This window comes from Actinoplanes sp. NBRC 103695 (assembly GCF_030269485.1).
Taxonomy (GTDB): domain Bacteria; phylum Actinomycetota; class Actinomycetes; order Mycobacteriales; family Micromonosporaceae; genus Actinoplanes.
The window spans coordinates 371862-393746 of record NZ_BSTL01000006.1 but is presented as its reverse complement, the minus strand read 5'-3'; the positions used below and the strand labels follow the sequence as shown (position 1 = coordinate 393746).

Genomic DNA, 21885 nt, shown 5'->3' with positions numbered 1-21885 from the left:
CGTGCGTCACGACGGCTGTACCTCCTTTGTCATGCCCTTCTGGCCCTCGCCCGCGAGGCCGTCCGAGGCCGCCGGCTGCTGCCGCTCGGTGCAGGCGGTCATGACTCTCGGGCCAGCTCGTCGGCCAGCAGCGCCTGTTGTTCCCGCAGTTGCGGGGTGGGGCTCGCGTAGACGTGCGCGAACAGGTCGGCCGGGTCCGGTGTCACGTCGCGGTTGATGCCGTCCCGTGTCACCTCGGCGAGCCGCTCGGCCGCCTCCGCAAAGGCTTCCCGGTCGGAGGACGAGAGAAGACCTCGATTGCTGAGGTACGCCGACAGCCGCGTGATCGGGTCACGGTCCGTCCAGGCGGCCACCTCGTCGTCGCTGCGGTACCGGCCGGCGTCGTCGGCGTTGGTGTGCGCCTGCATGCGATAGGTGTGCGCCTCGACCAGCTGCGGCCCCTCGCCGGCGCGGGCCCGGGCGACCGCCGAGCCCAGGACGGCGAGCAGCGCCGCCACGTCGTTGCCGTCGACGCGGACGCCCGGCATGCCGTACCCGACGCCCTTGTGCGCCAGGGAGGGGGCGGCGCTCTGCCGGGCCAGCGGCACCGAGATCGCGTACTCGTTGTTCTGGATGAAGAAGACCACCGGCGCCTGGAAGACGGCGGCGAAGTTGAGCGCCTCGTGGAAGTCGCCCTCGCTGGTGCCGCCGTCGCCGCAGAGCGCCATCACCACGGTCGGCTCGCCGCGCAGCGTGGCCGCGTGGGCCACCCCGACCGCGTGCGGCAGCTGGGTCGCCAGGGGCGTGGTCTGCGGGGCGACGTTCTTCTCGTACGGGTCGTAGCCGGAGTGCCAGTCACCCTTGAGCAGGGTGAGCACCCCGACCGGGTCGACGCCCCGGGTCACCGCGGCCACCGTGTCGCGGTAGGTGGGGAAGAGCCAGTCGCCGTCGTCCAGCACCTGGGCGGCGGCCACCTGGCAGGCCTCCTGGCCGTGCGAGGAGGGGTAGACGGCGAGGCGGCCCTGGCGGACCAGGGCGTACGCCTGGTCGTTGAGCCGCCGGCCGGCCACCAGCGCGGCGTACGCCCGCAGCAGCGCGTCGTCCGGCGGCATGGCGACGCCCGCGAGCCCGGTCGGCTCGCCCGTCGCGTCGATCAGCCGCACCGGCTCCCTCGTGGGGAGCAGGTGGTCCGGGTCACGTGTCATGACTCATGCTCTCGCCGGAGCCATATGAACTCCAGAGCTGCTAGAAAGGCGAGAAGATGTCGCTTGTACCCGGCAGTAGCGCAACCGGATGTCCAGCTGAACGAGCATTTGGGAAAGGCCGGTGAGACAGATGGCCGCTGATCTCGACGACACCGACCGCCGGATCCTCGACGAGCTGACCGCGGACGGGCGGATGTCCATGCGGACGCTCGCCGAGCGCCTGCACATCTCCCGCGCCAACGCGTACGCCCGGGTCGAACGCCTGCAGCGCTCCGGGGTCATCCGGGGCTTCACCGCCGACATCGACCCGGCCGCCGCCGGGCTGGGCACCTCCGCCTACGTGACGCTGAACCTCCGGCAGCACGACTGGCGGGAGGTGCGCGCCCAGCTGCTGCAGCTGGAGGGGGTCGCGCACATCGGGCTGCTCGGCGGGGAGTTCGACGTCATCCTGCTGGTGCGGGCGCGGGACAACGCCGACCTCCGCCGCCTGGTGCTCGACGAGATCCAGAGCATGCCGGGCGTGCTCAACACCCGTACGCATCTGGTCTTCGAAGAGCCCCGACCGCCTAGGGCAGGCGGACCGTCACCGACTTCCCGGGCCGCAGGGTGATCTGCTTGCGGAAGTCGCCGGAGCGCAGCTCGGTGGTCGTGCCGCCGACACTGCGGACGGTCGCCACGGTCGCCTTGCCCTTGCGCCACGACAGGTCGACCACGAAGCCGCCGCGCGCGCCGGCACCCTTGACCTCGCCTCGTCCGGCCCACGCGTCCGGGAGCGCGGGCAGCAGCTCGATCACGCCCGGCCGGCTGTAGAGGATCATCTCCAGCACGGCCGCCGCCCCGCCCAGGTTCGCGTCGATCTGGAAGATCGTGTAGCTGCCCTGGCTGTACATGTCGAACCAGTTCGCCGAGGTGCCGTTCCCGTTGCTGATCGACGGCCGCAGGACGGTCAGGTAGAGCTGGTACGCGCGGTCCGCGTCCTTCAGCCGGGCCCAGCACAGGGACCGCCACGCGCAGGCCCACCCGAAGCTGTCCATGCCGCGAGCGACAAGCAGATCGTGTACGCCGTCGAGCAGCTCCGCCGGGCTGGTGTCGTGGGCGATCCGGTCGCCCGGGAAGAACCCGACCAGCGGCGACAGGTGCCGGTGTGTGGTCTCGCCGAGGTTGCCCGGCTCCTTCCACTCCTCGAGCCAGCCGGTCTCCGGGCTCACCCGCGGCAGGTAGAGCCGGCCCTGCATCTCCTTGAGCTCGGCCGCCGTCCCGGCGTCCCGGCCCAGGGTCGCCGCCGCGGTCGTGAACTCCTCGAAGAGCTCCCAGGCCAGCTCCTGGCCGTACGTGATGCCCTTGCGGTCCGGGCCGTGCTCCGGTGACCAGGCGGTGTCGTCGATCAGCCCGTCCGGCGACTCGATCAGCCGGGCCTGCCAGAACTCGGCGGCGCCCTTCAGGACCGGATAGATCAGTTCCAGGTACGCCCGGTCCTGACTGAACTCGTAGTGCCGCCACAGCGAGTTGCACAGCCAGGCGTTGCCGGACGGATGCCAGGCCCAGCCGCTGCCGCCGTGGATGTTGGTGGAGAAGGCGACCGCCCAGCCGGCGATCTTCCCGCTGCTGTTGCGGAACCGGTTTCGGGGGTCGTTGTACAGCTTGTGCGTCACCTCGGTCCAGGTCGGCAGCTGGGAGACGCAGTACTCGGCCAGCGGGAGCCCGAGGTCGCCCAGCCCGGCCGGATCCGCGGGCCAGTAGTTCATCTGGACGTTGATGTCGGTGTGGTAGTCGGCGTACCAGTCCGGGTTGTTGTTGTGCACCCAGATGCCCTGCAGGTTCATCGGCAGCCAGTCACGCGAGCCGGTGATCGTCAGGTAGCGGCCGTACTGCACGTAAGCCGCCTCGAGCTCCGGGTCGGGCGTGGACGCGTCGGTGTGGCGCACCGCTATCCGCGACCACGAGTCGAGCGAACGCTGCACGGCCGACGACTCGCCCAGGTCGATCGTGAACCGGTTGTAGAGACGCTGGTAGTCGGCCACATGCGTGGTGAGCAGCCTGCCGCCCTTCACCGCGGCGGCCGCGGTCACTTTGGCGTGGGCGACGGCCAGCGGGTCGGTGCCCGGCGCGCGGTAGGCCGTCGCGGCGTCGGGGGAGTAGTCGGTGCCGCCGCAGACCACGATGAGCAGCTCGGTGCAGCCGGCGAAGGTGAGCCTGCCGCCCTCCACGGCGACCCGGCCGGTGGCGCTGACCGCGGTGACCACGGCGGCGTACTTCAGGCCGTTGTGCAGAGCGGCGGCGACGGCGAGGCGGCCGTCCCCGGCCGTGGTGGTCTCGCCGTGCGTGCCCGCGAGCGAGACGGCGCCGGTGTGCGGGCCGCCGGTCAACCTGATGATCACCACGTCGTCCGGGTGGCTGGCGTAGACCTCGCGGCGGTACCGGGCGCCGTCGTGCCGGTAGGTCGCGGACACCACCCCGTTGCTGAGGTCGAGCTGCCGGCGGTAGTCGCCGATCACGCCGGTCGCGTGCCCCGGCAGCGCGACCCGGAGCTTGGCGAGCAGGCCGAAGCTGCCGAAGTCGGTCGCGCCGTACGGCAGGAACCCGTCGTCCTGGAGCGTGTCGTTCTTGCCTCCGGTCCAGAACGAGCCGTCCGTGAGATAGAGGAAATCATCGGATGGATCGCCGCCGACGAGGGCGCCCAGCCGTCCGTTGCCGACCGGCAGCCCCTCCTGGATGATGCGCGCCTCGGCGGCGGGCGTGCGGTACCAGAGGGTGGTCGCCTCGCCGTCCGGCACCAGGTCCACGCCGGACGGGCGAACCGGTGCGGCGTGCGCGGCGAAGGGCCGGATATTGCCGGCAAGGGCGAATCCGGCTCCGGCGGCGCCGGTGAGCCGGAGAAAGTCGCGGCGTGACGGGGAGGGCACGGCGGGGCCTCTTTCCACTGTGTCGGTAGACGCGGAAGTCTTCGTAAAATATGCGTCCTGTTTCAGGCATGTCAACGATCGACGAACGTAGACATCCGATCTTTCGGTCCGGCGGTTAGATTGCTGCGGTGCGAGCAGTGATCATCGGCAACAGCGACGGCATCGGCCTGGCCCTGACCCGGCGCCTCCGCGCGGACGGCTGGGACGTCGCCGGCATCTCCCGCAGCCCCGGCGAACTCACCGACGTGGTCGCCGACGTGACCGACCCGGCCTACCCGGATCGGCTGGCCGAGGTCGTCGCGGACGGTGTCGATCTCTGCGTCTACGCGGCCGGCACAGGTGAGCTGCTCGACCTCGCCGACCTGGCGGCGCAGACCCGCGCCCTCGAGGTGAACCTGGTCGGGGCGGCGCGCACACTCGAAGTGGTGCTGCCGGCCATGATCGCCGCCGGGCGCGGCCACGTGATCGGCCTGTCCAGCATCGCCGACGCCACGCCCAACCCGGCCGCCCCCGGCTACGCCGCCTCGAAGGCCGGCCTGACCAGCTTCCTGCTCGGCATGCGGGCCGCGCTGCGCCCGCACGGGGTGGCCGTCAGCACGATCCGCTTCGGCTTCGTCGACACCAAGATGGCCAAGTCGCCGGTCAAGCCCATGATGATCACGGCCGACCGGGCGGTGGACGTCATCCTTCGCATCCTGCGTACCCGAGCCGCCGTGGTCTCCTACCCGCGGCCCGTCGCCGCCGTCGCGAGCCTGACCGCCCCGCTGGTCCGCGCTTCGGTCCGCCGATGAGACCGAACGCCTTCGCCGTGTCGCGGTGGGCCGCCGCCCTCCTCGCCGCGGCGACCCTGAGACGACCCTGATGCGCGGGCCGGTCATCCTGGGGTTGTGCGATTCATCTTGAACGTCCTGTGGTTCATCTTCGGCAGCGGATTCCTGCTCGGCATCGCGTACGGGCTGGCGGCGCTCATCTGCTTCGCGCTGGTCGTCACCATCCCGTTCGGGGTGGCCGCCGGCCGGCTGGCGCTCTACTCGCTGTGGCCGTTCGGGCGGACCGTCGTGCCCAAGCCGGGCGCAGGCGTCGCCTCCGGGCTCGCGAACATCCTGTGGGTCGTGGTCGCCGGGTGGTGGCTGGCGCTGACCCACATCGTCACCGGGATCGCCCAGTGCGTGACGATCATCGGGATCCCGTTCGGCATCGCCAACTTCAAGCTGGTGCCGGTCGCCTTCTGGCCGCTGGGCCAGCAGGTGGTGGAAGCCGACGAGGTCAGGCTGCGGGCAGCCTGATCCGGCTCACGCTGCGGGCAGCCTGATCCGTAGCGCCTTCAGGACGGTGGCTATCGGGTTGGCCAGGACGAAGGCGTCCGTGCCGGCGAAGAGCAGCCCGACCGGCTCGGCGGCCTCGGTGACGACCAGGCTGCCGGAGTCGCCGGGCGCCGCCGGGAGGTCCAGGACGAGCTGGCCGGTGAAGCGGACAGGACGGCCGCGCACCTCGACGACGATGTCGGCGTGCAGGTCCTGGACGTGCCCGGTGGTGACCCCGGTGGCGGAGCCGGTCTTGCGCACCGCCCGGCCCAGCGTCGCGCCGGCCGGCGGGGGAAGCGCGACAGGTTCGTAGGGGACGTCCAGCCGCGCGATCGCCGCATCGACCCGGCGCAGCGGCGCCGCCCGGGCCAGGCGGCCGACGACGTCGCTCCCCGGGTCGCCGCCGCCGGGCTGCAGGACGCGGTTGCGCAGCCGGGTCTCCGGCGCCATCACCAGCACATGGTGGTTGGAGAGCAGGTAGGGCCCGCCGGTCCGCAGGTCGAAGCAGACCGACGCGATCGTGCCGCCCTCGGCGCCGGGCCAGCCGATGCTGCCGCCGCCGAGGACCGGGCGCTGCCGGGGAGAGCTCAGCGCGCGGGCGGGGCCGGTCTCGATCACGTCGGTCGGCACGCCGTCCACGAAACGCGGCACGGCGTCCGGCGCGAGCAGTCCGGGGAGTTTGCGTTCGACGTACACCTTGACCGCGAGATCTCCGGTCGCCCGGCCGGCGGTGAGCCGCGGGCCGGTCGCCGTGCCGATCACGTGGGGGTGGCCGCGCAGCGCGGGAGAGTGCCTGGCCTGCGCCCGTGCCACCGCGTCCAGCTCAGCCGAAGGCGGCATGCCACGCGCTGTGCAGCCAGCCGCCCCGGTTCAGCGCGGTCGCGGTGTCCGGCGCCTCGTCGCCCTCGTCCAGCAGGGCCAGGATCTGTTCGGCCTGCTCGAGGACACTTCCCTGGGTACGCGGGACACGCCGCCGATCGCGCCCGGCCACCCGCCGCGCCTCGTCCTCCGGCAGTCCCTCGGCCACCAGCAGCCCGACGGTGTGCCGCCGGTCGATCAGCTCGGCGGTGCGCACGGCCGATTCCATGCGTACGAGCAGATCGCGCTCGCCGACCCGCTCGCCGGTCGCGACGAACCCGTCCACCGTCCACTGCGGACCGACGACGGGTTGCAGACGCTGCCCGCCGACGTCGAAGAACTCCAGCGACGTGCGCCGCCCGGCGAGCGGAGCCAATCCGTGCGCCAGGTCCGCGGCGATGTGCTCGCGCAGCCCGGCCTGGTCACGGCAGACGTGCAGGAACCGGTCGTTGGCCGACAGCACCACGACCGGCCAGCCAACCTTCGGCATCGATCTCCCCCTTCTCGTAAGCCTCGTGAGCGCCGGACGCGCTGGGCGCGCTGGATGCGGTGGGCGCGCTGGACGCGGTGGGCGCGCTGGACGCGGTGGGTGCGACCGGAAGCCGGGCGGTGACCCGGGTGCCGTGCGGCGCCGCGGGTCCGATCGTGCAGGCGCCGGAGAGTTCCTCGGCGCGTTCCCGCATTGAGCCCAGACCGACCCCCGGCCCGGAGTGGTAGGCCTGAGCGGTGTCCGCCGCCTGGACACCGCCCGGTCCCACCACCGGTGGTGTGCCCGGGCCGTCGTCGAGGACGGTCAGCTCCAGGGCGGTGGCAGTGCGGGCGACGGTCACCGTGCAGGTTGTTCCGCCGGAGTGCTTCGCGGCGTTGGTGATCGCCTCGGCGACGATGCGCAGGGCGGCCACCTCCACGGCGGCGGGCAGGCCGCCCAGCTCGTCGGGACAGTCCACGGTGACGGTCAGCGGGCCCGCCGACAGCCGGGACGCCTCACGTCGCAGAGCCGTCGGCAGGCCGTGGTCCAGCGCCGGCGGGTGCAGCCGGTCGACCAGGTGGCGTACCTCGGCGCCGCACGCCTCGAGGTCGCGGCCGAGCTGATCGAGCAGGTCGCGCCCGGCGGGATCCACGTGCCGGCGGGCGGCGCGCACCTGCATGGCCATCCCGGCCAGCCCGGGACCGAGGCCGTCGTGCAGATCGGTGCGCAGGCGGCGGCGTTCCTCCTCGCGGGCCAGCACGATCCGCTCCCGCGAACGCCGGAGATCGAGCGTCAGGCGGTGCGCGTCGACCGCCACCGCGGCCTGCCGGGCCAGCGCGCGCAGCAGCCGCCTTTCGGCCCGGGTGAACCCGTCGCCGGCCCGCCGCGGCGACACCAGCAGGGAGCCGACCTCCTGCCGATGTGTGACCAGCGGAAACTCCCGAGGCGGCACGACCGGCCGGCCGTGTTCGATAAGCGTGGCGGGACGGTCGGGCGCGGCCCTCGCAGCGGGTGGGACGGGCGCGCGCGGCGTGGCCGCCGGATCCGTGGCGGAGCGGCCGGGTTCGGCGCGTGCGGCGGTGCGGCCGGGTTCGGCGGGCGGGGCGGTGCGGCCGGGTTCGGCGCGTGCGGCGGTGCGGGCGGGCTCGGCGGGCGGGGCCGGGCGGGCGGGGCCGGGCGGGCGGGAATGTGGACCGCGGCGTAGGGGACGCGGAGCTCGTCGGTGATCGCGGCAACCAGGCGGGGCAGCGCTTCGGCGGGGGCGACGACCTCCTCGAGGTGGCGGCCGAGACGCGAGAGAACCGCGTAGGGGTCGTCGCGGTGACCGAAGAGCAGCCGGTCGACGGCGCGCTGGAGGAGGCGGCGGACCGGTTCGAAGCAGGTCGCCACGAGGGCCGTCAACGCCAGCACGGGCAGGCTCACGCCCTGGTGCAGGACCACGCCGACGATCAGGACGTACGCGGCGGTGACGCCGGTGGACATGAGGAGCCAGACGAGCGCCCGGTTCACGTACACGTCCAGGTCGTAGAGGCCGAGGCGGAGGATCGCCACGGTCAGCGCGAGGGGCAGCGCCACGCCCTCGGCGACCCACGCCACCGGCACGCCGGCCGTGTCCAGGAGCTCGCCCAGCAGCACCGTCACCCCGGCCGCGCCCACGCACAGCAGCTGACGGCGTACCGGAAGATCCGCGGCGCGGAACCGGACGACCAGCGCGCCCAGCACGCCCAGCAGGCCCAGCGCGGTGGCGGCGATGCCCAGCCAGGCCAGCCGCAGGAACAGCAGGCCGCTCCCGGTCGGCGCGTCCCCGGCCAGCAGCGGGCGCCCGCCGGGCAGCGTGGCCAGGGCGAGGGCCACGGCGGGCAGGAGCGCGGCCACGATCAGACCGATCGCGTACGGGCGCCGCCGCCCGGGCAGCCGGCCGTCGGGGAAGATCAGCAGCAGCACCGGGATCAGCCCGATCGGCGGCCACCACGCCCACTGCGCCACCCAGGCGGCCGGCGCCCAGCCCGGCCAGCTGACCGAGAGCACGGCCAGTGTCGCGCAGCCGCCGACCACCGTCATCAGCCGGCCGACCCGGTGGCCCGGCCGGTGCGCCAGGATCAGCGCGCCCAGCGCCGGGTAGCACACGGCCATCGCCGCCGGCAGCGCGAGCTGGGAGAGCGTCGGGACCAGGCCGTCGCCGAGCCACTGGTGGATCAGCCCGGTCGCCACCACCGTCGCGGCGGCGGCCGGCACGGCGTACACCCTCATCGGTGTTGATCCTGTCGGGGGAGGACGAGACCGACGTCGCGGGCGAGCAGCGCCACCGCCAGCCGATCCGGCACGGCCAGCTTGGCCAGGACCGCGGAGACCGCGTTGCGCACGGTCTTCTCGCTCACGCCGAGGACCCGGGCGATCTGACCATTGGTACGCCCGCCGGCGAGCTGCTCGGCGAGCTGCCGTTCGCGTGCCGTCAGCCGGTCGAACGGCGCGGGCGGACCGGCCGCCACCGGCGTGGTCAGGCAGGACGTCGGCACTCGCGGGCCCAGCACCAGCCCGCCCTGCCCGACCGTCCGCAGGGCGTCCACCACCGCGTCCGGATCGGTGTCCTTGAGCAGGTAGCCACGCGCGCCCGCGGCCAGCCCCCGGCGGACGATGTCCTCGTCGCCGATCATCGTCAGCAGCAGGACCGCGGTCTGCGGGCGCCGTTCCAGGATGCGGGCGGTGGCGTCGATGCCGTCGCCGTCCGGCAGTCGCACGTCCATCGCGACGACCCCGGGCTGATCGTCGATCGCCCGTTCCACCGCGCCGGCGACGGTGTCCGCCTCGCCGACCCCGGTCACCCACGGCTCGTCCGCCAGCAGGGACCGCAGACCGCGCCGGAAAACCGGATGGTCGTCCACCACGAGGGCCCGCACCGCCTGCACCTGCCCGACGGTAGCCCCGGCCGGTTGCCACCGGTCCCGAATCGGCTCCGGATCGTCCCACCGGCCGAGGGACGGATGACCCGTGCGGCCGGGACGGCGCGCCGGGTTGCCTGAGATGGCAACGCACCACATCTTCGAGGGGGACGAGATGACCACCACGTACAGCTACAACAGCACCACCCGCACCACCGCCGACGAGGTGATCCAGCGGCTCGGCGAGCTGCTGGCCGCCCAGCCCGGAGCCTCCCGCGACATGGGTCCGGTCGCACCGGTCGCACCTGCCTCGGCTCCGGTCCCGGCCGGCGTCGGGGAAACGCCGCGCTGGATGGTTCCGCTGATCGGGCAGCTCGCCCAGGTGGTCGCGCAGGCGGCGCCGGCGATCATCCAGAGCATCGTCGACAACAACCGGGACATCTTCGGCGAGGACACCCGCGACCCGCAGGTGCGGGAGCGGTTCTTCGGCGCGTTCTTCTCCGCCGTGATGCCCGTGGTGGCGCAGGCCGCGCCGCTGCTCGGGCAGATCTTCGGCGGCAACCGCAGCGTGCCGGCGAACGACGAGGAGCTGCGGACCCGGTGGCTGCTGCCGCTGCTCAGCACCGTCGTGCCGCAGCTCGTGCAGGCCGCGCCGTCGATCATCGAGTCGCTGACCGGCGGCCGCCGCTCGGTCACGATCACCGACCCGAACGAGGCCACCCGCTTCCTCGGGCCGCTGCTCGGCCTGGCGATCCCGGCGCTCGTGTCCGCGGTCCCGGACATCGTCTCGCTGTTCACCGAGTGAACTTCCACGGCGGCGCCTCCGTCCGAGGCGCCGCCCTCTCGTCTGGGGGAACGATCATGGCTCGAACGCTGCTCCGCGGTCATCAGGGTGACGACGTGCGGAGGCTTCAGGAACTGCTTCACCAGGCCGGTTTCGACCCCGGCCCGATCGACGGGATCTTCGGCGACCGTACGGATCGTGCGGTCCGCGACTTCCAGGGCTCCCGTGGCCTGGTGGTCGACGGCGCCGCCGGACCTCTGACCATGGCCGCGTTTTCCGGCGGCGGCCCCGGCGGCGATGGCGGCGGCGCGGTAAGAGGCCGCGGCCGTTCGCTGCACGTCGGCCTCAACGTGGTCGATCCGGCCGCCTACCCGATCCGGGTGCCCGAGCTGAAAGGGTGTGTGAACGATGCGAACGACATGCGCGCGCTGGCCGTCGAGCGTGGTTTCGCGCCGGCCGTGCTGGTCGACGGACAGGCCACCGCGCAGGCCGTGGTCGCCGGGATCACGGCGGCCGCCGACGACCTGCGGGCCGGCGACTTCTTCTTCCTGACCTACTCCGGGCACGGCTCGCAGATGCCGGACCCGACCGGCGAGGAGCCGGACGGCCAGGACGAGACACTGGTCCTGTACGACCGGCAGCTGCTGGACGACGAGCTGAGTGCGGCGTGGGCGGGGTTCCGGCCCGGCGTACGCGTGCTGTTCCTCTCGGACAGCTGCCACAGCGGCACCGTGGCCCGGTCGGTGGACCTGGCGTACCGGGCGTACTCGGCGGCCACCGAGGAGACCGCTGCCGGCCATCGGGAACGGGCGTTCGTGCTGGCGCCCTCGGCCGATCTCCGCCGGGCGGTCGACGCGGTGCTCGGTCCCGTCGCCGACGAGCTGTACGGCACGCGGGCGTTCGGCGCCGAGGCGGCCCAGCGGCAGACCCGGCTCGCCGAGCTGGTCATGCCGGCGCTCCGGGCCAGCGTGGTCGAGCCGGACAGCGTGGACCTGTCCCGGGTGCCGGTGACCCGCAACCTGCCGGCCGACGTGCTGGCCGCCGACGCGGACGCGCGGCGCGACGTGTACCGCTCGGCGAAGCTGGCCACCCGCGCGGTCCCGGCGGGTTCCGCGAGCGTGCTGCTGATCTCGGGCTGCCAGGACAACCAGCTGTCCCTGGACGGGACTCGCAACGGCCTGTTCACCCAGCGCCTCCGCGAGGTCTGGGCGACCGGGGCGGCCACCACCTACCCGGACCTGCACCGGCGCGTCGTCGCCCTGATGCCGCCGCAGCAGACCCCGAATCTGCTCTGGGCACAGGGACGCACCGACGAGTTCGAGAACCAGCGCCCGTTCACCGTATGACGGCATGATCGTCCGCATGTCGTACGGATACATCGGATCGATGAAGACCAGGGACGGCCACCGCGAGGAGGTCGTGGACATCCTGACCAGCGGGGCGGACGGCTTGCGCGCGGCCGGCTGCGTCGTCTACGCGGTCGGGGTGGCGCAGGACGACGACGTGACGATCTGGGTCAGCGAGGTGTGGGAGAGCCGGGAGAAGCACCACGCCTCGCTGACGTTGCCGGAGACCCGGGCGGCGATCGCCCGGGCCATGCCGCTGCTCACCGGCGAGTTCACCAGCCAGGAACTGACCATCCGCGGCGGCCTGGGAGTGTGACCGGCGGCGGTGGCCCTCGTGGGCCACCGCCGCCGGATCCACTAGATCATCCGGCCCCTCAGATCATCTGGTCGAGGCCGACCAGTTCGGCATACCGGCGCAGCACCGGCAGCGGGAACGGCAGTTCGCCGCGCTCGCGCCGGGACAGCCACGCCGCGGACACGTCCAGCTCGGCGGCGATCTCCGCGCTGGACATCCGCCTCGCTTCCCGGGCGTCGACCAGCTCACGCAACGGGACGTCGAGGGCTTGCAGGAACGGCGGCTCCGGCTGGCTGCCGGACAGCACACCGATCCGGAAGCCGACCGCGACCGCCTGCGCCCGGTCCTTCACGCCGAGCAGGGCGTACAGCCGCTTGAGCCGATCTTTGGCGGTGTTCTGCGAAACCCAGTGGCGGGCGGCGATGTCCGGGGTGTGCGCGCCGTCGGCCAGGGCTTCGAGGGTCTCCTGCATCGGATGTGGCAGGACGACCCGCATCTCGGTGCTGTCCAGCAGGGCACGGGCGAGGCTGAGCGCGGCCGTCCGGCCCGGACGGTCGTGTTCCTCGGCCGCCGCGGTCTCCAGGATCCGCGTCATCGCAATGGTCAGCGGGGTCGGTGGCAGGGTGGCGAGCCGGTCGGCGGCCCGGCGGATCTCGTCGGCCGCATCGGCCGGTGTCCATGTTGAAGTATTCATAGCGCTGTTTTCCCGCGTTGCGGCAGCGCCGGGTGGGCCAACCCGCGCGGATATTCACAAAGACATCGATCGTGTCGTTGCTGTCACCTTGGACGAGGTGGGTCGCGCCGGCGGTTTGTTCGGGCGCGGGTCAGGTCGGCTGGCGGCGCATCGCCAGGCGGGTCAGCTGGACGCGGGAGTTGATGCCGAGCTTGGCGAAGACCGCGCGCAGGTGGGTGCTCACCGTGCTGGGGGAGAGGTGCAGCGCCGCGGCGGCCGAGCGGTTGGTGTGGCCGTCCGAGATGAGGGTGGCGACGCGCTGTTCGGTCGCGGTCAGCGTGCCCCACGCGTGATCGGGGCGGGGCGCCTCCGATTTCAGCAGGGCGTCGAGCTCCTCGTCCATGGTGGTCAGCTCGGCGCCGGCGCGCAGGTCGATCGCGCCGTTGCGCAGGGCCGTCCGGACCGAGGGGGTGAGGTCGTCATGGACCGCGCGGCGCAGCAGCTCGTGCCGGAACACCGCGCCGTCGTCGCCGTCGGTCAGCAGCCCGAGGGCGATGGCCTCGCCGAGCGCGTCGATCAGGTCGACCGGCTGTTCACCGAGCAGCAGGCCGGCGTCGTCGAGCTTGATCGGCTGCCCGAGTGCGGCCTTGTCCGGCTGCCCGAGTACGGCGGCCGCGGTGACCAGCGACCGGCAATGCGGTGTGGCGCCGGCCAGCAGCCGGCGCACGTCCCGGGACAGCCCGGCGGTGTCGCCGTCGATGATCCGGACGGCGAGCCAGGGAAGGCCCCGCGTTCCGGCGAGGCGGGCGCGCAGCGCGGCGTCGGGGCCGTGGCCCAGCCGGTCGGTGGCGATCTCGGCCAGCGCCTCCGCGCTCAGCGGCCCCAGGCGCAGCCGGTGGCCCTCCAGGTCGGCGGGCGCCTCGCGGGCGGCCAGCAGCCAGAGCACCCGCGTGCCCGCGAGCCGGGCGGGCAGCGCCCGCAGCAGGTACGCGCTCAGCGGGTCGGCCCACTGCACCTCGTCGACCGCGATCAGCGCGGGCGCCTTGGCGGCGAGCACCGCCGCGAGCCGCTCGGCCAGCCACAGTGGCTTGTCCTGAAGATCGGCGAGGGCGTGGAACGCGTCCGCGGACAGCAGCGGGCGCAGGGCCGGTCCGAGCGTGCTCAGCGGGGCGATCCGGTCGCCGGCCCGGGCGGTGGCGAGGGCGGCGTACCCGTCGGCGGCGGCGTGCTCGGTCTCGGCGCGCAGCAGGGCGGTCTTGCCGATGCCGGGTTCGCCGCCGACGATCACGACGCCGCGCCGGGTGCGCCGGATCGCGGCCTGTTCGGTGCCGCGGCCGCGCAGCTGTGTGAGTGTCACTTCGCTTACTACGGAACAGAAATCGTACGGTTCAATCATGAGCAACTCCGACGAGAACGGCTGGCTGCGCAAGATCGCCGCGGACCCGGGCCACTCGCAGTGGTACATCGACCGGTTCCGGGCGCTGGCGGAGCGGGGTGAGGACCTCGGCGGCGAGGCCCGGATGATCGACGCCCTGGTGCCGCGCGGCGCCCGGATCCTCGACGCCGGCTGCGGAACCGGCCGGGTGGGCGGCCTGCTCGCGGCGGCCGGGCATCGGGTGACCGGCGTCGATCTGGACCCGAAGCTGATCGAGGTCGCGCGGGCCGATCATCCGGGTGCCGAGTGGCGGGTGGGTGATCTGTCCGAGCTGGACCTGCCCGAGTCGTTCGACGTGGTGGTGTGCGCGGGGAATGTGATGACCTTCGCCGCGCCGTCCACGCGGCGGGAGATCCTGCGGCGGTTCGGCGCGCACCTGGCGCCGGGCGGCCGGGCGGTGGTCGGTTTCGGCGCCGGGCGGGGCTACGGGTACGACGAGTTCCTGGCCGACGTGCCCGCGGCCGGTCTGGCGCCGGACCTGCTCCTGTCGACGTGGGATCTCCGGCCGTTCCACGATTCCGCGGACTTCATCGTCGCGCTGCTGACCCCCCTTCGCCTTTCCGGAGCCTAGGCGGCCAGGTGGTGCAGGCGGTCCCGCAGCGCCTGCACCGATGCCGTCTGCGCCTGCGAGGTGAGGTCCAGCGCCTCACGCCAGGCCTCCTGGGCGCCCGTCCGGTCGCCGGCGGCGGTCAGCGTGTCGCCGATCAGGGTGAGCACCTCGGCGGTCAGGGTCGGCACGGACGCCTTGCGGTAGGAGGCGACCGCCTCACGCCATGCGCGTACCGCCTCGCCGTCGCTGCCGCGGGCGGCGTGCACCCGGCCGACCACCGTCCACACGTCGCCGAGGCCGTAGTCGTCGTCGTTGGCGGCCAGGTGGAACCGCGCGCGCTCGGCCAGGTCGAGGGCCTCGTCGAGGCGGCCCAGCGCCACGCAGCTCTCGGCCCGGGTGGACAGGCAGTCGGCCAGCTGCAGCCGGTCACCTGTCGCCTCGGCCTGCTTGGTGGCGACCTCCAGCAGCGCCAGCGCCTCCTCGTTGCGGCCGCACGCGGTCAGCACCATGCCCTGGTTGATGCCGGCCCAGGCCAGCTCGGCGGCCGGCCCGGTGCGGGCGAGCAGCTCGCGGGCCCGGTCCAGGTGCCGCAGCGCGTTGTCGAACTCGCCCAGGAAGTAGCTCGCCGCCGCCAGGCTGCGGTGCATCCGGGCCTGGCCGCGTGTGTCACCGGCCCGGATGGCGGCGTCCAGCGCGACGCGCGCGACGGTGGACCAGTCCAGCGCGCGGCCGCTGCGCTGCCAGTACGACTGGATGCCCAGCACGAGCAGCCACGCCGAGCCGTACCGGTCGTCCGTGGCGGCCTGCCCGACCAGCGTCATCAGGACGTCGCGCTCGGCGTCGAACCAGTCCAGCGCGGCGTCCGGGCCGGCGCCGTCCAGGGGTGTCGGGCCCGGCTCGGGCAGCGGATGCGGCATCAGCGGCCGGGGCTTGCGTTTCCGGCCGCGCAGCACCCGATGCCCGGTGAGCACGGTGTCGCGGTAGAAGGTGGCCAGCCGGTCCACCGCCTCCTCCTGCACGTCCGGGCGGTCCAAGGTCCGGGACAGGTCCGATGCGTACGCCCGCAGCAGCTCGTGGGTCCGGAATCGTCCGGGCCGGTGCTCGATGACCAGCTGCGCCCGGTCGAGCTCGCCGACCAGGGCACGTCCCTCGCGTGGCGTCACGCCGGCCAGCGCGGCCGCGGCAGCCGTCGAGAAGTCCGGTCCCGGGTGCCGGGTCAGCAGCCGGAACAGCCGTGCCGCGGGCGCCGACAGGGCCCGGTACGACCAGAAGAACACCGGCCGCAGGTCCTCCTCGACGGAGCCTGCCGCGAGCTCGGCGGCGATGTCGGCGAGCGGCGTCCCGGGTCGCCCGGCCGCCTGCGCGCACACCACCGCCAGCGCGAGGGGCAGCCGTCCGCACGCGGCGATGATCGCGGCGACGGCGTGCGGTTCCCGGTCGGCGCGGACGCCCAGCCGCTGCCGGACACCTTCGCGGGCCTCGGCCACGGTCGGCGGGCCGAGCCGGATCGGGTGGGCCCCGAAGCCGGTGAGCAGCCCGGTCAACCGGCTGCGGCTGTTGGCGATGACCAGGCAGCCGGGTGTGCCGGGCAGCAGGTGCCGGACCTGTTCGGCGTCGCGGCAGTTGTCCAGCACGATCAGCAGCCGCCGCCCGGCCACGGTGCTGCGGTACATCCCGGCCTGGGCGTGCAGCTCGGCGGGCACCCGGTCCTGCGGCACGCCGAGCGACCCGAGGAAGCCGCGCAGCGCCTCGGACGGGGTCATCGCCGGGCCGTGGCCGTCGAAGCCGCGCAGGTCCACGTAGAGCTGTCCGTCCGGGTAGTGCCCGGCGACCGCGTGCGCGAGGTGCACCGACATCGTGGTCTTGCCGACGCCCGGCATCCCGTCGATCGCCAGGACGCCACCCGCCGGCCGTTCGGCGATCTCGCGCGCCTCGGCCAGCAACTCTGCCCGGCCGGTGAAGAACGGCAGGGCCGGCGGCAGCTGGGCGGGCCGGATCTCGGCGACGACCTGGGGTACGGGCGCGACAGCCGGCCGTACCCGCTGATGGAGCAGCCGGTCGTACGCCTCGCGCAACTCCTCGCCGGGGTCGACACCGAGTTCCTCGGCGAGCCGCCCGCGGATCTCCCGATACCGGTCCACCGCCTCGGCCTGCCGCCCGGACGCGGCCAGCGCCACCAGCAGCCGGCTCTGCAAACCTTCGTCGAGCGGGTGCCGGTCGGCCGCCTGCCGCAACGGCACCAGCGCCGCCCCGGTGTCGCCGCCGGCCGCCGCCGCGTCCGCCGCGGTCCGTACGGCCTGCAGGTGTTCCGCCTCGATCGCCGCGAACGCCGGGTGTTCGAGGGAGACCGGCTCGAGGCCGGCCGCGCATCGCCCGCGCCACTCCCGCAGCGCCTCCAGCGACAGGCGCAGCGCCTCGCCGGAGTCGCCCGCGTCCAGCGCCGCCCGGGCCCGCGCCGCGGCCCGCCGGAAGGCGAGCAGGTCGAACGTGTCCGCGGTGACGTGGAGCTGGTAGCCGCCGGTCTGCCGGTGCAGGTAGGCGCCGTTGTCGCGGGCGGGCAGGCCGGGTTCGAGGAGCCGCCGCAGCGTGCCGATCTGCCGGTGCACCGCATTGGCGGCGCTCGGCGGGGCGTCCCGTGGCCAGAGCATCTCGATCAGCTCGGTCATGGTGACCAGGTCGCCGGCCCGGGTGAGCAGCAGGGCGAGCACGAGCCGCTGCTGCCGTGGCCCGAGGGCCACCTCGTCGGCGCCGCGGCTGACCCGGACGGGTCCGAGCAGGAAGAACCGGAGCGCGTCGGCGTCGGGGGTCATACGTTCAGGCTAATTGTTTGCGAGTTCAACTATTGCTTTCCGCGCGCGTCGCTGCCCTAACGCCACCCCCACGGGAGTGCGAATGGTCACCCGATGAAAGAAGGAGCCGTTCGTCCGTCCTGATGGGTGCCCGTCGCTTCGACGAGCATTGCCCAGCCATAGGAGACATTTCGTGAGACGTACGATCGCGGCAGCCGCGGCCGCGCTCCTCCCGCTCGCCTGGATCGTCGCCGGACCCGCCACCGGTGCCGCCGCGGCGCCGGACGGTGACCGGCTCAGGGTCTGGCAGGCCCAGGTCACCGAGGCGCAGGTCGACGAGCTGGCCCGGGCCGGCGCCGACACCACCGAGATCGACCTGCCCGAGGGCGGCCGCCCGGCTCCGGTCGAGCTGGTGCTCAGCGGTGCGCAGGCGGACGGGCTGCGCAAGCGGGGCGTCCGGCTCACCGAGCGCAAGGCGGTCGCACCGGCCGGCGACGGCGTGTTCCGGCCGTACAGCGGGAGCGGCGGCATCGCCGACGAGCTGCGCGCCGTGGCCGCCGCGCATCCGGGCATCACCAAGCTCGAGTCGATCGGCAAGACCGTACGTGGCCAGGACATCCTCGCGATCAAGGTGACCAGGGACGCGACCCGCACGAAGGACGGCGCCCGGCCGGGCAGCTTCTTCTTCGGCGCCCAGCACGCCCGCGAGTGGATCACGCCCGAGGTGACCCGGCGACTGCTCCACCAGGTGGTCGACCAGTACGGCACCGACCAGCGGATCACCGGCCTGGTGGACACCACCGAGATGTGGTTCCTGCCGGTCGCCAACCCGGACGGCTACGACTACACGTTCACCGATGCGCCCGGCGCCCGGCTGTGGCGCAAGAACCTGCGGGACAACAACGGCGACGGCAAGCTGACCGTCGGCGACGGCGTCGACCTGAACCGCAACTTCGACTGGAAGTGGGGCTACGACGACGAGGGCTCCTCGGCGGACCCCGGCACCGAGATCTACCGCGGCCCGGGGCCGGCCTCCGAGCCGGAGAACATCGCGTTCAACGCCTTCGAGCGCCGGGTCAAGCCGGAGCTCGCGCTGAACATGCACTCGGCCGCGCAGGTGCTGATGTACGGCGTCGGCTGGCAGACCGCCACGCCCACGCCGGACGACGTGCTCTACCGCAGCCTGGTCGGCGTCGAGGGGAACCCGGCGGTACCCGGGTTCCGGCCGCAGATCCTCTCCGACATCTCCACCTCGAACGGTGACTCGGCCGGGAACTCGGTCAACACCAACGGCGTACCCATGATCGCCGCCGAGCACACCACCTGCCAGGCGGCGGCCGGCGCCGACCCGGCCGACGAGTGGACCGTCGCCGACTGCCCGAGCGTCTTCAACTTCCCGGACAGCGAGAAGCTGATCCAGGCCGAGTTCGCCAAGAACCTGCCGTTCATGCTCTCGGTCGCGGCGTCCGCGTCCGACCCGGCGAACCCGGTCTCCTCGGTCGGGATCACCGCCGCCCCGCTCACCGCGCACCCGTTCACCACGTCCTACGCGGGCACCGGGCCGCAGACCGTCGCGGTCACCGCGCGCAAGAGCCTGGCCGCGAAGAAGCTGCACTGGCGGATCGACGGCGGCAAGGAGCGCACCGCGGCCGTCACCCCCTGGACCGGCGGCCAGGTCTACGGCGGCACCGACAACCTCTGGTACGACGAGTACCGCGGCCGGGTGACCGGGGCGAAGCCCGGCGCGGCGGTCGAGGTGTGGTTCACCGGCGGCTCCGCGACCAGCGGGCACTTCACCTACCGGGTGGCCGCGCCGCGCAAGGGTGACGTGCTGGTGCTCGCCGACGAGGGCGCGCCCGCGACCAACGCGAAGCTCTACGCCGACGCCATCGGCAAGGCGACCGTCTGGGACGTGGCCACCCAGGGAACGCCCGACGACCTGGGCGTCCTGAGCCACTTCGACGCGGTCGTCTGGGAGGTTGCCGGGAAGGCCGCCGCCCCGGCCACCACGCTCGCCGTCCGGGACTACCTGAACTCCGGCGGCAAGCTGGTCAAGGCCGGCCGGGGCGCCGCAGCCCACGACCCGCTGGCCGGCACCGGGGTCAACGCCGACGACTTCGCCCAGTACTGGCTGGGTGTGGACTCGCCGGCCACCTCCACCGGCGCGACCGGCTTCACCGGCGGCGGCGTGCTCCAGGGCGCCACGGCGACGCTGAAGAACCCGGCGAACCCGGTCACGATGTTCAGCGCCACCGGCGAGGTCCTGCCGCACCTGCCGCGGTTCGCATCCGCGCCGGCGGGCGTCTACCAGGGCCTGCGCGGCCCGTTCGAGCCGTTCACCGGCGCGGGCCAGGCGTCGATCAAACACCGCGACAACGCGTACGCGAGGCTCACCCGGACCGCCGACCTGAGTGCCGCGACCGCCGCGCAGAACCCGCAGCTCAGCCTCGCGCTGTCCGTCGACACCGAGCCGGGCTGGGACGCGCTGGTGATCGAGGCCCGCACCGCCGGAGGCGACGACTGGACGACGCTGCCGTTCACCGGCTCCGGCAGCACCGTGCCCGAGGACTGCGCGTTCCTGGTCGGCCTGCACCCGGAACTCGCGCGCTACCTGACGCCGGACGGCCCGACCTGCACCGCCACCGGAACCACCGGCGCGTGGCACTCGGTGACCGGCACCAGCAACGGCTGGAAGCAGATCAGCGCGGACCTGTCCCGGTACGCCGGGAAGTCCGTCGAACTGTCCGTGACCTACCTCAGCGACGGCAGCACCGGCGGCCGCGGCGCCTTCGTGGACGACGCCAAGATCGTCATCGGCGGGACGGAGGCCGCCACCGACACCTTCGAGGAGAACCTGGGGGCCTGGTCGGCGGCGGCCGGGGAGTGGCAGCGGACGGGCGCGGTGCTGCGTTCGTACGCGGCGGTGTCGACTCAGCGCACCGTCACGCTCGGGTTCGGGCTGGAGGACGTCGCGTCCGGCCCGGCGGCGTTGCGCAAGGCGCTGGGCTCGCTGGGCTGATCGGGCTCGCTGGGCTGATCGGCTGAGGGCCGCGGTGCGAACGGGTCACCGTACTCGCGCATCGCGGCCCTCGAGTGCACCTGCTGAAGCGTGCTCACCCGCTCGGACCGGCCCCGGCCGAGGAAACTGACCGCCCAGTGCAGCACCGCGGTCACCCGGTTCTTGAAGCCGACCAGGTAGAACAGGTGCACGCCGAGCCAGATCAGCCAGGCCGGGAAGCCTGACAGGCGCACCTTGCCGATGTTGGCGACCGCCGCGAACCGCGAGATCACCGCCATGTTGCCCTTGTCGAAGTAGCGGAACGGCTGCCCGTCCGGCTTGCCGGCCAGGCGGCGCAGGATCTGCTTCGCCGCGTGCCGGCCGCTCTGGATCGCCACCTGCGCGACGCCCGGCAGCTGCCGCCCGTCCTTGCCGGGCAGCGCCATCAGGTCGCCCACCACGAAGATCTCCGGGTGACCCGGGACCGTCGAGTCCGGCCGGACATGCAGCCGTCCCGCGCGGTCGGTGGTCGTGCCCGTCGCCTCGGCCAGCCGCCTCGCCAGCGGCGACGCGGCCACGCCCGCGGCCCACACCTTGGTCATCGCCTCGATGCGCTCGGGGCCCCGCACGGTCTCGACGTCGATGCCGGTGTCGTCCACGCCGACCACCCTGGTGTCCAGCTCGACCTCGACGCCGAGCAGGTGCAGGCGGCGCAGCGCGGCGGTGCTGAGGTCGTCGTGGAAGTTGGTCAGCACGTGCCCGACCGCGTCCACCAGAACGATGCGCGTCCGGTGCGGGTCGATGTGCCGGTACTGGCCCGGCAGCGTCCGGTGGGCGAGCTCGGCGATCTGCCCCGCCATCTCGGTGCCGGTGGCGCCCGCACCGACCACCACGAACGTCATCCAGCGCTCGGCGGCCGCCGGGTCGGTCTGCACGTCGGCGATCTCGAACGCGTTGAAGATCCGCGCCCGCAGCTCCAGGGCGTCGTCGATGCTCTTCATGCCCGGGGCGTGGTGCGCGAAGTCGTCGTTGCCGAAGTACGACTGCGACGACCCGGCCGCCACGATCAGCGTGTCGTACGGAACCGTGTAGGAGACGCCCGGCCCGTTGACCATGACCAGCTTGGCGTCGACGTCGACGTCCTCGACCCAGCCGAGGCGCACGTCCACGTTGTCCTGGCGCTTGAGCACCTCGCGGATCGGGGGAGCCACCTCGCCCTCGCTGAGGATGCCCGTCGCCACCTGGTAGAGCAGCGGCTGGAACAGGTGGTAGGTGGTGCCGTTGATGATCGTCACGTGGACGTCGGCCCGGCGCAGCGCCTTGGCCGCGAACAGTCCACCGAACCCCGCCCCGACGATGACAACCCGATGCCTCATCCGAATCACTTCCTCATCCGTCACGTTCAACACCATCAGGAC

At 73.3% G+C, this 21885-nt stretch carries 19 protein-coding genes; 8 read left to right on the top strand and 11 right to left on the bottom strand.

Annotated elements, in window-relative coordinates:
* Window positions 1–98: 98 nt before the first annotated feature.
* Complete coding sequence (gene pdhA / locus QSK31_RS12885; protein WP_285683802.1) at window positions 99–1184, bottom strand: pyruvate dehydrogenase (acetyl-transferring) E1 component subunit alpha; 1086 nt, start codon at window positions 1182–1184, stop codon at window positions 99–101.
* A 130-nt stretch (window positions 1185–1314) separates the two neighbouring features.
* Here pdhA and QSK31_RS12880 point away from each other — a divergent pair, with 130 nt between their 5' ends.
* Window positions 1315–1794: an Lrp/AsnC family transcriptional regulator gene (locus QSK31_RS12880; RefSeq protein ID WP_285683801.1), complete on the top strand. Its 480-nt coding sequence runs from the start codon at window positions 1315–1317 to the stop codon at window positions 1792–1794.
* On the opposite strand, the gene QSK31_RS12875 is transcribed toward QSK31_RS12880, so the two are convergent.
* Entirely contained in the window at window positions 1751–4087 is a 2337-nt protein-coding gene (locus QSK31_RS12875; protein WP_285683799.1) for a glycosyl hydrolase family 95 catalytic domain-containing protein, read from the bottom strand. The genes QSK31_RS12880 and QSK31_RS12875 overlap by 44 nt on opposite strands.
* Window positions 4088–4215: 128 nt before the next feature.
* Between QSK31_RS12875 and QSK31_RS12870 the strand changes: the two genes are divergently transcribed.
* Together QSK31_RS12870 and QSK31_RS12865 are read left to right on the top strand one after the other, a co-directional pair.
* Window positions 4216–4878: an SDR family NAD(P)-dependent oxidoreductase gene (locus tag QSK31_RS12870; RefSeq protein ID WP_285683797.1), complete on the top strand. Its 663-nt coding sequence runs from the start codon at window positions 4216–4218 to the stop codon at window positions 4876–4878.
* A gap of 96 nt (window positions 4879–4974) precedes the next feature.
* Window positions 4975–5373, top strand: coding sequence for a YccF domain-containing protein (locus QSK31_RS12865; RefSeq protein WP_285683795.1), 399 nt, complete (start codon window positions 4975–4977; stop codon window positions 5371–5373).
* 6 nt (window positions 5374–5379) lie between these two features.
* On the opposite strand, the gene QSK31_RS12860 is transcribed toward QSK31_RS12865, so the two are convergent.
* Genes QSK31_RS12860 through QSK31_RS12840 form a run of 5 tightly spaced genes read right to left on the bottom strand, consistent with a single transcriptional unit; the run spans window position 5380 to window position 9624 of the window.
* A complete protein-coding gene (locus QSK31_RS12860; RefSeq protein WP_285683793.1) occupies window positions 5380–6231 on the bottom strand; it encodes a trypsin-like peptidase domain-containing protein in 852 nt (283 codons plus the stop codon).
* On the bottom strand, window positions 6215–6739 hold the full coding sequence (locus QSK31_RS12855; protein WP_285683791.1) for a hypothetical protein: 525 nt from the start codon (window positions 6737–6739) through the stop codon (window positions 6215–6217). Before QSK31_RS12855 ends, QSK31_RS12860 begins: the two co-directional genes overlap by 17 nt.
* Entirely contained in the window at window positions 6672–7613 is a 942-nt protein-coding gene (locus tag QSK31_RS12850; protein WP_285683790.1) for a sensor histidine kinase, read from the bottom strand. Before QSK31_RS12850 ends, QSK31_RS12855 begins: the two co-directional genes overlap by 68 nt.
* A complete protein-coding gene (locus QSK31_RS12845; RefSeq protein ID WP_285683788.1) occupies window positions 7511–8968 on the bottom strand; it encodes a hypothetical protein in 1458 nt (485 codons plus the stop codon). Before QSK31_RS12845 ends, QSK31_RS12850 begins: the two co-directional genes overlap by 103 nt.
* Complete coding sequence (locus tag QSK31_RS12840; RefSeq protein ID WP_285683786.1) at window positions 8965–9624, bottom strand: response regulator transcription factor; 660 nt, start codon at window positions 9622–9624, stop codon at window positions 8965–8967. Before QSK31_RS12840 ends, QSK31_RS12845 begins: the two co-directional genes overlap by 4 nt.
* 115 nt (window positions 9625–9739) lie before the next feature.
* Between QSK31_RS12840 and QSK31_RS12835 the strand changes: the two genes are divergently transcribed.
* The 3 genes from QSK31_RS12835 to QSK31_RS12825 all read left to right on the top strand — a co-directional run bounded on the left by QSK31_RS12835 (window position 9740) and on the right by QSK31_RS12825 (window position 12043).
* Complete coding sequence (locus QSK31_RS12835; protein WP_285683785.1) at window positions 9740–10402, top strand: hypothetical protein; 663 nt, start codon at window positions 9740–9742, stop codon at window positions 10400–10402.
* A gap of 95 nt (window positions 10403–10497) precedes the next feature.
* Window positions 10498–11727: a caspase family protein gene (locus QSK31_RS12830; RefSeq protein ID WP_285683783.1), complete on the top strand. Its 1230-nt coding sequence runs from the start codon at window positions 10498–10500 to the stop codon at window positions 11725–11727.
* A 4-nt stretch (window positions 11728–11731) separates the two neighbouring features.
* A complete protein-coding gene (locus QSK31_RS12825; RefSeq protein WP_285683781.1) occupies window positions 11732–12043 on the top strand; it encodes a putative quinol monooxygenase in 312 nt (103 codons plus the stop codon).
* A gap of 58 nt (window positions 12044–12101) precedes the next feature.
* On the opposite strand, the gene QSK31_RS12820 is transcribed toward QSK31_RS12825, so the two are convergent.
* Window positions 12102–12716, bottom strand: a complete 615-nt coding sequence (locus QSK31_RS12820; protein WP_285683779.1) for a helix-turn-helix domain-containing protein — start codon at window positions 12714–12716, stop codon at window positions 12102–12104.
* 130 nt (window positions 12717–12846) lie between these two features.
* Window positions 12847–14052, bottom strand: coding sequence for a helix-turn-helix transcriptional regulator (locus tag QSK31_RS12815; protein WP_285683778.1), 1206 nt, complete (start codon window positions 14050–14052; stop codon window positions 12847–12849).
* A gap of 37 nt (window positions 14053–14089) precedes the next feature.
* Between QSK31_RS12815 and QSK31_RS12810 the strand changes: the two genes are divergently transcribed.
* Window positions 14090–14701: a class I SAM-dependent methyltransferase gene (locus tag QSK31_RS12810; protein ID WP_285683776.1), complete on the top strand. Its 612-nt coding sequence runs from the start codon at window positions 14090–14092 to the stop codon at window positions 14699–14701.
* Here QSK31_RS12810 and QSK31_RS12805 read toward each other — a convergent pair.
* Complete coding sequence (locus tag QSK31_RS12805; RefSeq protein WP_285683774.1) at window positions 14698–17490, bottom strand: AfsR/SARP family transcriptional regulator; 2793 nt, start codon at window positions 17488–17490, stop codon at window positions 14698–14700. The genes QSK31_RS12810 and QSK31_RS12805 overlap by 4 nt on opposite strands.
* A 172-nt stretch (window positions 17491–17662) precedes the next feature.
* On the opposite strand from QSK31_RS12805, the gene QSK31_RS12800 reads away from it, so the two are divergent.
* Window positions 17663–20488: a M14 family metallopeptidase gene (locus tag QSK31_RS12800; RefSeq protein WP_285683772.1), complete on the top strand. Its 2826-nt coding sequence runs from the start codon at window positions 17663–17665 to the stop codon at window positions 20486–20488.
* Here the strand turns inward: QSK31_RS12800 and QSK31_RS12795 are convergent.
* A complete protein-coding gene (locus QSK31_RS12795) occupies window positions 20401–21843 on the bottom strand; it encodes an NAD(P)/FAD-dependent oxidoreductase (protein ID WP_285683770.1) in 1443 nt (480 codons plus the stop codon). The genes QSK31_RS12800 and QSK31_RS12795 overlap by 88 nt on opposite strands.
* Window positions 21844–21885: the final 42 nt, after the last annotated feature.